The sequence below is a fragment of the Novacetimonas sp. GS1 genome, from assembly GCF_036686925.1.
GTDB classification, from domain to species: Bacteria; Pseudomonadota; Alphaproteobacteria; order Acetobacterales; family Acetobacteraceae; genus Novacetimonas; species Novacetimonas hansenii.
In genome coordinates this window covers 1,159,696-1,173,371 of record NZ_VSZP01000001.1, presented here as the reverse complement: position 1 = coordinate 1,173,371, position 13,676 = coordinate 1,159,696, and the positions used below count along the sequence as shown (strand labels likewise).

The 13,676-nt window shown below is 57.7% G+C and carries 9 protein-coding genes; 3 read left to right on the top strand and 6 right to left on the bottom strand.

Going from position 1 to position 13,676, the window contains the following annotated elements; translation table 11 throughout:
* Positions 1-181 precede the first annotated feature (181 nt).
* The 4 genes from FYB92_RS05405 to FYB92_RS05390 all read right to left on the bottom strand — a co-directional run bounded on the left by FYB92_RS05405 (position 182) and on the right by FYB92_RS05390 (position 8,088).
* Entirely contained in the window at positions 182-1,396 is a 1,215-nt protein-coding gene (locus FYB92_RS05405; RefSeq protein WP_003622178.1) for an MFS transporter, read from the bottom strand.
* Between the two features lie 160 nt (positions 1,397-1,556).
* Positions 1,557-3,263 (bottom strand): hydantoinase B/oxoprolinase family protein, encoded by a 1,707-nt coding sequence (locus FYB92_RS05400; protein ID WP_332828324.1) that lies wholly within the window; start codon positions 3,261-3,263, stop codon positions 1,557-1,559.
* A gap of 14 nt (positions 3,264-3,277) precedes the next feature.
* Entirely contained in the window at positions 3,278-5,365 is a 2,088-nt protein-coding gene (locus tag FYB92_RS05395; RefSeq protein ID WP_332828323.1) for a hydantoinase/oxoprolinase family protein, read from the bottom strand.
* A gap of 26 nt (positions 5,366-5,391) precedes the next feature.
* Positions 5,392-8,088, bottom strand: a complete 2,697-nt coding sequence (locus FYB92_RS05390) for a TonB-dependent siderophore receptor (RefSeq protein ID WP_081380276.1) — start codon at positions 8,086-8,088, stop codon at positions 5,392-5,394.
* Between the two features lie 484 nt (positions 8,089-8,572).
* Here FYB92_RS05390 and FYB92_RS05385 point away from each other — a divergent pair, with 484 nt between their 5' ends.
* Positions 8,573-8,815, top strand: a complete 243-nt coding sequence (locus tag FYB92_RS05385) for a hypothetical protein (RefSeq protein WP_332828322.1) — start codon at positions 8,573-8,575, stop codon at positions 8,813-8,815.
* Positions 8,816-9,135: 320 nt separating this feature from the next.
* Here FYB92_RS05385 and FYB92_RS05380 read toward each other — a convergent pair whose 3' ends face one another.
* Complete coding sequence (locus tag FYB92_RS05380; RefSeq protein WP_332828978.1) at positions 9,136-10,032, bottom strand: sulfurtransferase; 897 nt, start codon at positions 10,030-10,032, stop codon at positions 9,136-9,138.
* A 246-nt stretch (positions 10,033-10,278) separates the two neighbouring features.
* On the opposite strand from FYB92_RS05380, the gene FYB92_RS05375 reads away from it, so the two are divergent.
* Together FYB92_RS05375 and FYB92_RS05370 are read left to right on the top strand one after the other, a co-directional pair.
* A complete protein-coding gene (locus tag FYB92_RS05375) occupies positions 10,279-11,682 on the top strand; it encodes an amidohydrolase family protein (protein WP_003622166.1) in 1,404 nt (467 codons plus the stop codon).
* A gap of 205 nt (positions 11,683-11,887) precedes the next feature.
* Positions 11,888-12,217 (top strand): hypothetical protein, encoded by a 330-nt coding sequence (locus FYB92_RS05370; protein WP_062809403.1) that lies wholly within the window; start codon positions 11,888-11,890, stop codon positions 12,215-12,217.
* 52 nt (positions 12,218-12,269) lie between these two features.
* Here the strand turns inward: FYB92_RS05370 and FYB92_RS05365 are convergent, their stop codons facing one another.
* The gene (locus FYB92_RS05365) at positions 12,270-13,637 is read right to left on the bottom strand and encodes a sugar porter family MFS transporter (RefSeq protein ID WP_003622163.1); all 1,368 of its coding nucleotides are present in this window, start codon (positions 13,635-13,637) and stop codon (positions 12,270-12,272) included.
* Positions 13,638-13,676 lie beyond the last annotated feature (39 nt).

Here is a 13,676-nt window from a genome sequence, read left to right as displayed (position 1 = left end):
GACCAGTGCGCCAATTCATCCCGTCGTCATGAAGAAGGGGTGAATGCCCCCATCGAATGGATATATGCTCAACGCCCCACTGCTTCGCATGGTCATTGCCGCCAGCGTCAGACGGGGTAAGCTATGGGAAGAAATCCAGAGATAGCCTGATGAGATCATGATATCCGAAATACCATCCCCGTCAGGTAGTCCCCCCCGATTCCAGAATTTCAATCGGGGTACGCGTATAAAAAAACGAGGAGACGGCCCCCACAAGTAACAGGCCGCTTGCCACACAAAAGGCGGCATAAAACGTGCCGGTTCTTTCCACAATATAGCCCGTGACAATGGGCGCGACCATCCCAACAGAGTTTGTAAAGGTCAGGGCGAGGCCAAAGGCGGACCCGATATACCGCGACGGAACCAGCAGATCGTTCAGTAACGCCTGGTTCGCCCCGGACCCGGCACGCACAAACCCCAGCGCCAGACCAACCCCAACCACCACGGCCATTGCACTATTGGCCTGCGGTATGATCATCACAAGGAATGCGGAAATCACAAAAAGAACCGAGGTCACGACCCGGTTTGAAGCCGTGGTCGAACCATAACCACGCGACAGATAGGTGATCGCCACGCTCAGGATGACGGAAATTGCCGCGGCGGCAAGGTAGGTTAACGAAGCATCGAAACCGGCAACCGCCATATTCAGCCCGAATTTATGGTTCATATAAATGGGAAGCCAGCTTACCATCAGGAAATTCATGTAATTACCCGAGGCACCAGAAATCACGATCCCTGCGAAAGACCGTTTGCGCAGGATCGCCAGCAATTGCAGGACTGATGGACGCGGCGGCGCGGCTTCATCCGCCGTGCCCACATGCACAGCCACACGATGGTCCCTGTATCGGACCCACCAGACCAATGCCCATACAAAACCCGGCAATGCCAGGATGACCGTCGCCAGCCGCCAACCGTAAACATAGGTCAGCGCACCGGCTACAGCCGTGCCGAGGGCAAGCCCGACCTGCATGCTTGCCATGAAGACAGTAAACAGCACCGGCCGTTCCCCCGATGACGACAGGCGGTTGATAACCGACGCCCCGATGGGAAAGGTCGGGGCCTCCCCCACACCCAGCAGAACCCGCGAAACCAGCAGGTTGCCATAACTGCCGCCCAACGCCCCCGCAACCATCGCCAGTGACCAGAAGGCCACGGAAAGGCTGCCCATGATGCGGTTTCCGTATTTTTCCGCAAGAACCGCGCTGGGAAAATTCAGAAGTATATAGATCCACAAAGAAGCCGACAGAAGCCACCCGACCGAGGATGGGGAAAGATGGAACTCCTGCGAGATCAGCGGCATGCTGGCTGAAAGCGATGAACGATCCGCGTAATTCAGCGCACACATGACCATGATCATGAATAGGAAAAAGTTTCTTTTCTGCTTCATCTACCCGCGTACCCGTCTGGGGGATGCCTGAAAACATTCCCCCGGACAAAAGAAAATAGATATTTCACGATATAAATTTATGAAAAAGACCTTGAATTCAAACGTCTTTTCCAAATGCGAATTGACAGGGTCAAACGCTTCGTGATGCTTCACGCCATGACGGATAATGCGCATCGGCATAGGCTTCGGTGATATAGCCATACCGGATATCGCGCCTCACGTATTCGGCAGGACGTTCGGCAGGGGCACCATACCCGCCCCCTCCGGCCATCTGGATGACAAGGCGATCCCCAGCGGGTACGACCGCACTGCCACGTGGCGGCAGTGACGCGCCAGAGGCCAGCGACACATGCCCCTTTCCCCCCGGCAGGCCACCATCGCGCCCCCGCGCGGGATAGATCGTGCGGTCATAATTGGGGGAAGTGGCAAACGCGACGTTCTCCCTGCTTTCGATTTCCACAACCTGCCCCAGGCCACCGCGAAAACGCCCTGCCCCACCACTGTTCACCGCCAGATCCTTTCGGGTCACGACAATCGGCGCCATGGTCTCCAATATCTCCACCGACACATTCCTGATGCCTGATGGAAACGCCGTGGCCGACATCCCGTCCTGATGGCCCTGTGCGCCCATTCCACCGGCATTAAGGCTGATGAGATTGAATGTCCTGCCCAATGCATGGGTTTCGCCTGGCACAGCAGGGACAAGGCCCGGCCCACCGGAAAGCACGATGTTCCACAGGCTGGATGAACTTTCCGCGGGAACGGCCATGCCCGCAATCGCAGAAAAGCAGCCCATGACCACATCAGGCAGCAACTGCCCCACGGCCCCACGGCCCGCAACCGGGGCAGGATGGCGGGCATTGAGAAGGCTGCCATCAGGGGCAGAAACCGTCACGACCGAAAGGCTGCCAGCATTGTTCGGCACATCAGGATTCACAAGCAGCTTCACGCCATAGGCGGTATAGGCCTCGGTATAGCTTAGCGGGACATTGATCCCGATACCCACGCAATCCGGGACATCCACATACGCGACATCAATGCCCTGTTCGCTGATGGTCACTTTCGCGCTGAGTGTAAAAGGTGCGCCAAACCCATCGACGGTCATGGAATTCAGGAATTCCCCATGTGGCAGGGCCTTTATCAACTCCAGGCTGGCATTGCGTGAGGTCTCGAGGATATAGTGCCCGGCCGCGTGAAACGTCTCGTGCCCGAACGTTTCGATCAATTCAACCAGAAGGCGCGCACCCAGGTCGTTGCTGGATATTTCGGCAAAGATATCGCCCAGGACCTGCCCGGACTCCCTGACGTTCTGGCGGATGATGGCGATCACATCGTCATTGAGGCGCCCGGCGCGACGGATCTTGAGGATGGGCAGGAACAGGCCTTCCTCATATACCTGTGCGGCCCGCCCGAAGACACCGCAGCCCCCGATATCCACGACATGCAGGGTGCAGGCGAAAAACGCGACAAGCTGACTGTCGGCAAAAACCGGCGTCACAAGGACAATGTCATTCAGATGACCCGTTCCCTTCCACGGATCATTAAAGATGAAGGCATCCCCCTCTTCGATCTGTGCGGGGGAAAAAGCGTCCAGGACATGCATAACGCTTTTGGCCATGGAGTTCACATGCCCCGGCGTCCCGGTGACGGCCTGGGACAACATGTTCCCCCGTGCATCATAGATCCCGGCGGATAGATCCCCCGCCTCCCGCGTGGGGGCGCCAAAGGCACACCGGACCAGGGCATGGGCCTGTTGCTCGGCAATGGAAATCAGTCGGTTCCAGATAATCTGGTAACGCACGATATCCTGGCCGCGCCGGGAAGCATCTTGAGACATGCCAGCTACCTTCATCAAATATTTCGAGTAAGAACAATATCGCCAGAGATGTCGCAGATCGCCGAGAAAGAAGACGGCACAACGGTTGTCGTATCCGGGTCGATAATCAGAAGCGGCCCGGGATAGGTCGTCCCCTCCACCATTGCCTGCCGGCCAAGCGCATGCCCGCGCTGCGGCCCATCAACGGTTTCAAGCGTCACCTCGACCGGATGTTGCGGCCCCACGGGAATGTCTTTTGCAAATTCGATCTGGAAATGCCGATCCCTCAGGCCACCATCGCGCTCTTCGACATGGACGCTGAATCCGGTGATCTGGATCGCCAGATGCGCGAAGGCGATATTGTAAATCTGCTGATATTTTCGTGTAAACAGATCAACAAGACACGCATGGAGTTCATCAGTGGGCACATCCTCGGGCAACGCAATGGTAATCTCATGCCCCTGCCCCAGATAACGCAGGTCCACAAAGCGCTGCACACGCATCGCGCCATCGCCCACCGCTTCCTTGATGACAAGGCGTCCCTCTGCCTCAAGGCGCGCAAGTATGCCGGCAATTGCGGTGGGATCGGCGGCGTCCAGGTCAATGATCCGGGCATGCGACACCTGATAGGCCGCAGGCATGCGCAGGAAACCAATGCATGAACCGATGCCCGCCCCACGCGGGATGATGACCCGCCCAATCCCCAGCTTGTCCGCCAGAGAAGCCGCATGCAGCGGCGCGCACCCACCAAAGGCGATCAGGATGCGCTGCGGCAGGAGGCTGCCCTGTTCCTGCGCATGGATGCGTGCGGCACTTGCCATATTTTCATTGACGATTTCATCGGCGCCAGAGGCCGCAACCTTTGGCGCAAGCGCCTGCGAGGATGAAAATGCCCGTGCAAACGCCTCCCGCGCGGCCTCCACATCAAGGGACAGTCCGTCATTGCCAAAATAACGTGGGTTCAGACGACCCAGCACCACATTCGCATCTGTAACCGTGGGAAGACGTCCGCCCTTGCCATAACAGGCCGGACCGGGCGTGGACCCCACGGATTGTGGCCCCACCGTAATCCGGCCGATCCGGTCAGAGGAGACCACCGACCCACCGCCAGCGCCGATTTCGACCATTTCAACCACGGGAATGCGAACTGGAAAGCCACTTCCCTTCATGAAACGATATTGCCGATCCACCTCGAACACGCGCCCATAACTCGGCGCGCCCCCATCAATCAGCGCCAGCTTCGCCGTGGTGCCGCCCATATCGAACGACAGCGCCTCTGCCTCGCCACGCCGTCGCGCGACATGGGCGGCAAGGATCGCCCCACCCACCGGGCCACTTTCGACCAGCCGGATGGGAAAACGCCGCGCCACGTCAACTGAGGTCAGGCCCCCGCCCGAATTGACAAGGAACAGGGGACAGTCAAACCCCCGGCGTGTGATCCCTTCGTAAAGCAATTCCAGATAACGGCTGACGAGCGGTTGGACATAAGCATTCGCACATGTGGTGATGAAGCGGTCATATTCGCGTATTTCGGGGCATACCTCAGAAGAGAGCGAGATATACAGATCCGGCAGGCTGGCATGCAGGATATCGCGGACCTTGCGTTCATGCGTGTCGTTGATGTGACTGTGCATCAGGCAGATTGCGACGCTCTGCGCGCCCATCTCCCGGATCGCCGGGATCAGGCGACGTACATCCTCTTCGGAGACTTCGGACCTGACGCTGCCATCCGCGTGGATGCGTTCACATATCGTAAAACGCGCGGGGCGGGGGATGAGGGGGGCGGCTTTCGCACTGTGGATGTCATACTGGGCATAGCGATGTTCATAGGCAATTTCGATCACGTCGCGGAATCCCTGCGTTGTGATCATTGCGGTTTTGGCGCCCTTGCGTTCGATCAGGGCATTCGTCGCCAATGTCGTACCATGCAGGATGGAGCGGACATCCGATGGCAAGAGTCCAGCATTGCGAAGGGAGATTTCAATCCCCCGCAACATCCCATTTTCCGGATGTGCAACATCCGTCAGAACCTTCGATGCGAAAACATGATTTCCGTTTTCTATTGCAATATCGGTAAATGTTCCGCCGATATCGACAGAAATTCGTGCCCCTGGCCCCGCCATGATAATGTCCTTTGGAAATAAATTCGTCAGAATGTGTACGAAGCCCGCACGTAATACATCCCGCCACTGAACCCGAATGGGGAGTAATAGGAGTATTTCGTAACATAGGACTGCGCCTTGGCGGCCCAGCCGGGAATCCTCGTCGGGTATTTGTTCCCCAGATTATACGCACCCACCGTCAGCATCAGTTTGGGGATCACACGGTAACTGACCTCCATATTGGTCAGAAAGGCCGGGCGTTGTTCAAACGGCGCGATGCTTACACCTGCGGCGGGACTGCCAAGGAACAGCGTAGAGCCATAACGTTCCTCCTGAAGGAAGACGCGCCATTTCCCATAATTCCAGGTTACATTGACATTTTCACGGTTTCGCGGCGCAGTCCGCAACAGCAGCGCCGTCGAATATCCGTTGACAAAGGACAGGCCATGCGCGGCCGCAGCGGCCGGGGTCTTGTTGATGCTGCGGACCTCGTTATCCGTAAAGTTAAGACCGATGCCAAAGTTGAAATGACCGACATGCCGGGTGAACAGGTCATAACTTGCGGTGAAATCACCGCCCCAGGTATTGGTGTTCAGGGCATTGGTATAAAACTGCAAGCTGTTGGAAGCACTATCGCCAAGCCCGTACATCCCCATCAGTGATGATATATACGACCCCGAAAGGGTCGTCGTATCCATCAGTCGGTTATTGATGGCGATATAGTACAGATTCCCCGAATAATGAAGGTTGGGGATCAGTTCCCCTTCCGCGCCGATCGTAAAGCTTCTTGAGGATTCGCCTTTGAGCCTGCCTGCGCCCAGCGCATTGGCGATCGCATGATTGGCCGGAAGCTGGTCGATCTGATAGGTGGGGAATGGGTCGATAAAGTAATAATGTTCCTGCCCCAGGGTCGGTGGCCGGTATCCCGCATTGATGTTGGCACGCAGGGCGATACGCTTGTTAAAGCCATAGCGGGTCCCGATGGAGCCGGTTTCGACTGTCGCAAGGCTGCTGTAACTGGTGGCGCGACCGCCAAGCGTCCATTCCCATTTGGAGGTTACAAAGAAATCGAGGTTCAGATATCCATCGAACGTATCACGTGAAGTATTGTTCGCCGCAAGTGGCGACGTGCCGGGATGATCGGCAGCCCCCGGCGTCAGCCCGTTTCCACCATTGGCCCATGACTGATACTCCCCCGCTGTCATCTGAAAGGTGTCATGACGATATTCGGCACCGAAATTCACGCGGATATCACGCGGAAGGAACGTTGTCCTGATCGGGCGCGACACCCGAAGACCCGCAGTCAACTGCGAGGAAATATTCGATCCGTCGTCAAAATTCCTCTTTGATGCCAGCCCCAGCGACGGATTGTCCGTATGCTGCATATTATATTGCTGGTAATCGCGCCCGTAATTGACATAGGTGTCCCACGCGAACTTTTTATATGTTCCCTTGATGCCGTTATCGACTTCAAAGTCATATTCATCCATATCGAGATAGGGTTGCATTCCCGTCGGGTAATAGGATGCAATCACATTGGATGTCTGGCTGACGGGTCGATATGCCTCCGCCACATTGACACGCCTATGGGAAAATGTGTCCGTGCTATAGAAATGTATCGCATCGGTCAGCGGAATTTCTATATTTGCGCTCAGGTTTTCCAATGTGCTTTTGGGCAGGCCCAGGCCACGTTGCACATCCTTGTTGAACCCGGCTTCACGCGGGTCCTGCGATCCATCGGCAAGGAGCGGAAATTCATTCCCCTGTAATTTTCCGCTGTTATTGGTTGGCAACTGGTGTTTGACCTGAAAGGCAAGATGCGCAGATCCACCCCGATGGCCGATTTTCCAGCCATAATCCCCATATCCGTCAATGGCCTGCCCATCGCCCTGGTAATAACCACTATTTTCAAAATTGATCGTACCGCCGGACACATCGCTCTTCAGGACGATATTGATCGCGCCCGCAATGGCGTCCGCGCCATACAGGGCGGTCGCACCTTCGGTAATGACCTCGATATGATCCACCGCGCCAATCGGGATCAGGGACAGGTCGGCCGGTTCACTTCCGACATTAGGCCCTGGATTGACGTTGAAATTCGCACCGATATGACGCCTGTGACCATTCACAAGAATAAGTGTCTCGTCAGGTGAAAGCCCCCGCAAGGCGATGGTCTGCGTGAAGGCCCCGCCCCCTTCTCCGTTATGGGGGGGCGAGGTGACGGAAGACACCATCTGGGTCAGCGCCTGCGTCAGGTCCGTCTTGCCCGTTTTCATCAGATCATCGGCCTTGATGATAATCACCGGGGTCGTACTGTGGGGATTTGTGCTGGGGGAAAGAACGGAATTCCCCGGGATTCTGCGTGAATTGACACTGATATCCTCGGCTTTCGCCGACACGATGCCTGATGGCGCCTTCCCCTCATGCAGTGCGATCCCGGATGAAGCCGCAGAATGCGCCGCCGAAAGGGGGGCCGGACGGGTGGCCACGCCTGCATTGCCCTGCCGCGCCTGCGCATAGGCGTGCGTGTCTTTGGTTTTTTTCGCCAGTACAGACGACGCAACCACCGTCTGCGCAGATGCGGATATCGGTCCCGAAAGTAGCGTCGCAGCCACCAGGGCGGATGCAAAATGCGATGATCCCCATTGTTTCAGCACCGGATTGCCAATACCCGACGCGCCATGGGCACGATCATGACATGAGCGCGCGATGGTCGCGTGTTGAATGAACGAAGCCAGTTCCATCCGTCCACCCTTTGGGGAAAGGCAGCTGCATTCAGAAGGTCGGCTCATGACGAGAACCCGGGCACAAAATGCATCTCTATATAACTTTCTAAACGAGTGGATTTATGGAAAACACACCTTTAACGAACAAATATCAGGATTCATTTATTTTACAACTATGTTGTATAAAATTATGTATTACTATTATTTATAGTTAAATGTAAGCACACGCGCCCTTCCCAATGATGTCCATAAAATGCCCACCCGGATGAAAACATCGATGTTTTTGAAAACCCCTTGCCAGAAAACACGCACGCGGTTTCAGGATGACTGTGCCTGGCGCAGGCATTCATGCTGCCTTGTCCGCCTTGATATCTTCTTGATATAATCAGGTGTTTTATTTTCACACCCTGTTCCGGGCGATGGGCGAGAAGACCATTTCACAGGAGAAACCGGATGGCGCACTGGATATTAGTGCGACCCCGTAACCAAATTCCGCAATGACATGACACCTGTCGAACGCCGCGCAGCGGTCAATGCGCCTGGTCTTATTGCCGTGCGGGCGCGGGCGACACAATTGCAACATGAACTCGAAGCCCTGGCGCAGGAGATCGCAGCCTTTCCCACCACACCCCTGATACAGGACGCGGCACAGGAAATCCGTAATGCCGCCTCCACCGTCGAAGAGGCACACCACACCCTGCTGGGCGGGATGAATGACCCATCCGTAAGAGGGTCCGCAGGGTAATACAGAAAATCCGGGCAATGACCCGGCACCATGTTGCAGACAAGGAAGGGTAATGGAAAATATCCTCCCTTCCTGACACCAACAGATTTTCGAAAAAGGCCACCTTTTCGAAAAAAGGCGACACCCAAAACTTTTACCGCCTCATCACTTAGATGACTGTTTGAAAAGCCAGGCTTAACAATATCCTGAAATTATAAAGGTTTTTGGTGAAGCTTTTTCCAAAAAGCTTCAGAAGACGCCACCTTTCAAAAAAAGGCGGCACCCAAAAACTTTTTGCCAACGCGTTGTTTTCAAACACTCTCTTCTTTCAAGCCTCCCTGTCACTCCACCCCTGCGCCATCTGGCTTCACACGATATGGCGCCGCGGCCCTGGGCAATCCGTCTTCGATCGGCAGTGCCGGATTACGCGACCATTCATTCCATGACCCCATATAGATCCGCAGCCGCGTGAACCCGGCCAAGGCCAGCGCGACATAGGTATTGGCCGCGCGGGCGCCCTTGAAACAGTAGATGATGATGTCATCACCGGGAAACAGGCCCCGCGATGCAGCCAATGCACGGATTTCCTGTGCAGGGCGAAAGGAGGCATGGTTATCGGTGACATGCATGAACTCATACCATTCGATCCATACCGCGCCGGGTATCCGCCCTTTGCGTGGCGCGAAATCAATACCATAGGGCGACGAGCTTTCGCCCAGCCATTCCACCCGGTCACGATTGTCCAACAGCCTGACCGTCGCCGAGCCTAGGGCGGCGCGCACATCCGCGTATGTGGCCATCAGCTCGGCATTGATCGAAAGCGGGAACTGCGTCTGCACAGGGGTCGTAACCTCGGTCGTGAACGCACCGCCTGCCCTGCGCCACGCGCTCAGCCCGCCATCAAGGATGCCGACATGGGGATAACCAAGGTAGCGCAGTATCCAGTATCCCCGACATGACGCGCCATAACGCGTATGCAGGGCATCTTCGTAAATGATGGCGGTCTTTTTCCCATCCAGGCCATAATCGGCAAACAGGTTGGCAAACGTATCCTGAAGCGTCCTGAGGCCCCCTTCGGTTGTTTCGGCAAGATAGGTAAAGATATCGGCCATGTTGACCGCGCCGGGAATATGCCCGGCCTCGTAATCCTTTGCGTCGCGCACATCAATCAGGATGGCGTCGCCACCGGCCATCAGTTTGCGAACATCATCAGGGGAATAAAGGACAGGTGCCGACATCATCGCTTTCCGCATGGTTGAATACTGAGACCCAGCACTATCAGCAACCAGCACACGGATGGAGGCGGCACGGCACGGTGCCGCCATGATGTGGGCGGGACACTCCATTACCATGCCCCCCTTCCATGATGGGGACAGGCAGTACAGCATTGCGTGAGTAGATGTATTTTGGCGGGCGTCCGCATGACAGCATCTGTATGCGTTGGCCTGCTATTACATTCGACCCTCCCGCCATGAAGGACGTACATGATGCGGACTGCCGGAAAATTCCTCCTCCTCGCCACGGCCCTTACCACCAGCATCGCCATGACCCTTATCCCCGGTCACGACGCAGCGGCGCGGGCACGTCCCGTCCTGCTGGAACATGCCTGCGTCATTGACGGCAGTGGTGCTGCCGCGCGGCCCGACACCTCCATCCTGATCGAGGACGGGCGCATCATATCCGTCGGCCCACAGATCAATGCGCCGCGTCATGCACGCCGCATCGACATGACGGGACGCACTGTCCTGCCTGCACTGATTTCGGACCACAGCCATGTGGGACAGGTATCGGGCACCACCAACGGCACACAGAATTATACACGTGCCAATATCCTCACGGCCCTGCGGCAATATGCACGTTATGGCGTGCTGACGGTCACGGCGCTGGGGCTGAACCGTTCGCCCCTGTTTGACGAACTGCGCCGTGAACAGCATGCCGGCCGCAATCCGGGGGCGGACCTGTTTGGTGTGGATCAGGGCATTGGCGCACCCGATGGCGTGCCACCACAAAAACGTTTCAACCTGGCCGCTGACGAGGTCTTTCGCCCCACCACCCCTGACGAAGCCCGCGCCGCAGTTAACAAGATGGCCGACGAAGGCACTGACCTGATCAAGCTGTGGGTGGATGATTTCCGCAATGGCGTGCCGGGGGCAAAACCCCTGCCAAAGATGTCGCCCGACATTTATCGCGCAGCCATCGCACAGGCACACCTGCGCAACAGGCGCGTGGCGGCCCATATCCATGACCTGTCCGATGCACGCGCGCTGGTGGATGCCGGGGTGGACATCCTTGCCCACGGTGTGCGCGACCAGCCGGTGGATACGGGCCTGATCGAAAGCATGGAACAACGCGGCACATGGTATATCGCCACCCTTGACCTTGACGAAGCCAACTATGTCTTTGCCGAACATCGCGAATGGCTGGATGACCCGTTCCTTGCCGCGGGCCTCGACCCTGCCCTGCGCGCGCAGTTCGCAGACCCCAGATGGCGGGCACAGGTGCTTGCCGCCCCCCTGACCGCCGCATCGCACACGGCGCTGGCGATGAACATGCGCAACCTGCTGACCCTGTACCGGGCGGGCATTCATGTTGGTTTCGGCACGGATTCAGGGGCAATGCCCACACGTATCCCCGGATTTGCCGAACATCGTGAACTGTACCTGTCGGTCGCTGCGGGACTGACGCCGTTACAGGCGATCTCGCTTGCGACAGGCAATGCCGCCGCCCTGCTGCACCTGTCTGACCGGGGCCTGATCGCACCGGGGCTGCGGGCTGATCTGCTGGTGGTGGATGGCCGTCCTGACCACGATATCGGCGATATCAACAAGATCGCACAGGTCTGGCAACGTGGGGTCAGGACCGACGGGCCACTGGTCCATGGCGAATAGGGCACATTTCCCCACATATGAACATCCCGGTGATGTCCGGCGGGCCACAACATCCGCCTGAACGCCAGAGACAGACAAGCAGGTGGACAGGCAGGCAGGCGGACAGGCAACCACATCAGGGCGTACGCATTGGTTGCATGCACTTTTGTCTGAAAGAAAATGGCCAAGGATATGGCAGACGGGACATGAAGAGGAGATATCTGCAATGGAACCATGGCACTCGTTCACCGAATTCGGGAAATCCGGCACGATTTACCAGTTCAAGCGCCCCCCCGAAGACCTGCCTGACCAACCGGCGATCTTTCTGCTGACCACCGTGATGGGATCTGTCGCCAAAGGCGGGTCATGGGAATTCCTCAGCCCCAGGATCGGGCGCGTCCACTCCCTGCGTCATGAATGGGACAGCGTCATCACCCCTGCACGCGCCGTGGCGGAGGAAAGCGACGACGTACTTGTCTGCTTCGTCTCCGACGGTTCGCTTGACGACGCGTTCGACGATCTGTGCAAAGGCGGCGCACAGGCGCTGCCAGCCTGAACTGCATGCGGGCGCCGCCTTGGGAAAGGGCGCCCGTCAAAGCCTGTGCGTATTATTTCATCTTGCTGAACGTACCGTTCTTGAGCGAGACCTCGATTTCCTCCAGCGAGCGTCCACGCGTTTCCGGCACATAACGCAGGACGAACAGGAACGCCGCAAGGTTCAGCACGGCAAACATCCAGAACGTGCCCGCCGCCCCCAATGCCTGCACCAGCGACAGCGTCGTCAGCGATACCACCAGGTCCGCCACCCAGTGCGTCGCGGCCACAAGGCTCATTCCCTTGCTGCGGCATGACAGGGGATAGACCTCCGCCCCCACCAGCCAGACCGCGACCGACAGGCTTCCGACGTTAAAGATGGCATAGGATACGACGGCCGCCGCCGTGATCCATGTATTGATCCCCTGTGTCGCACCGATGGCGAACATCGCCCCCAGCACCAGCAGCGACACCACAGCCCCAGGGATCAGGCGCAACAGCAGCGTACGCCGCCCCCACGCATCGACGGCCCAACTGCCGAATGTGGTGGAGGCCAGCATCGCCACCCCAATGGCGATGGAGGTCAGCAGCGCCGAACTCTTGCCAAATCCTACACCGGCAAAGATCGTCGGCGCATAATACAGCACAGCATTCACACCCGTGATCTGACAGAACAGGGCCACCCCGACCGAGGCCACCAGTGCGGGACGCACCCATGGCTGGAACAGGGCGGACCATGGCGCCTGCTCGTCATGCATGGCGATGATGGAGTCAAGTTCGCTTCGCGCCACCGCCGGGTCATGGCGCAGGCGTTGCAGCACTTCAAACGCGCCTTCAAGGTTGCCTTTCATCGCCAGCCAACGCGGGCTGCGCGGCAGCAGCGACATCCCCACAAACAGGATCACCGCTGGCACGACGCCCAACCCGAACATCAGCCGCCAAGAACGGTCCTGCAACAGATACCCCACGATGAAAGAGGCAAGGATACCCGCGACCACCGCCATCTGGAACAGGACCACCATCTGCCCGCGTTTTTCACGCGGCGCGATTTCGGCGATATAGACCGGCACGATCTGCGAACACATGCCCACCGCCAGCCCCAGGATGAACCGCGCGAACACCAGCAGGGACACACCGGGCGAAAACGACGCCACCAGCGTGCCGAATATGAACACAAGGGCGGCCAGCATGATCATGTAACGCCGCCCCAGCCGGTCCGACAGGGGGGCGGCGACCAGGCAACCACCCAGCGCGCCAGCCACGATGGCCGACGTCACGACCTGCTGTCCCAGCGTATCGAGCGTGAAATCACTGGTAATCTGCAACAGCGCGGCGGAAATGATGCCCGTGTCATAACCGAACAAAAGCCCCCCCGTCGCCGCCACGGCCGCGATCAGGCCAACAATCGGGGGGGTGGAGGCAGCCTTGGTGTCTTGCGCCATTATTCTTGTTTCTTTCAGTGCGTCATGTGCCTGACGGCA

Excerpts from the sequence above, each read along its gene's own strand:
- FYB92_RS05405 (WP_003622178.1), bottom strand. The coding sequence starts at position 1,396 with ATGATCATGGTCATGTGTGCGCTGAATTACGCGGATCGTTCATCGCTT.
- FYB92_RS05400 (WP_332828324.1), bottom strand. The coding sequence starts at position 3,263 with ATGTCTCAAGATGCTTCCCGGCGCGGCCAGGATATCGTGCGTTACCAG.
- FYB92_RS05395 (WP_332828323.1), bottom strand. The coding sequence starts at position 5,365 with ATGGCGGGGCCAGGGGCACGAATTTCTGTCGATATCGGCGGAACATTT.
- FYB92_RS05390 (WP_081380276.1), bottom strand. The coding sequence starts at position 8,088 with ATGGAACTGGCTTCGTTCATTCAACACGCGACCATCGCGCGCTCATGT.
- FYB92_RS05385 (WP_332828322.1), top strand. The coding sequence starts at position 8,573 with ATGACACCTGTCGAACGCCGCGCAGCGGTCAATGCGCCTGGTCTTATT.
- FYB92_RS05380 (WP_332828978.1), bottom strand. The coding sequence starts at position 10,032 with ATGTCGGCACCTGTCCTTTATTCCCCTGATGATGTTCGCAAACTGATG.
- FYB92_RS05375 (WP_003622166.1), top strand. The coding sequence starts at position 10,279 with ATGATGCGGACTGCCGGAAAATTCCTCCTCCTCGCCACGGCCCTTACC.
- FYB92_RS05370 (WP_062809403.1), top strand. The coding sequence starts at position 11,888 with ATGGAACCATGGCACTCGTTCACCGAATTCGGGAAATCCGGCACGATT.
- FYB92_RS05365 (WP_003622163.1), bottom strand. The coding sequence starts at position 13,637 with ATGGCGCAAGACACCAAGGCTGCCTCCACCCCCCCGATTGTTGGCCTG.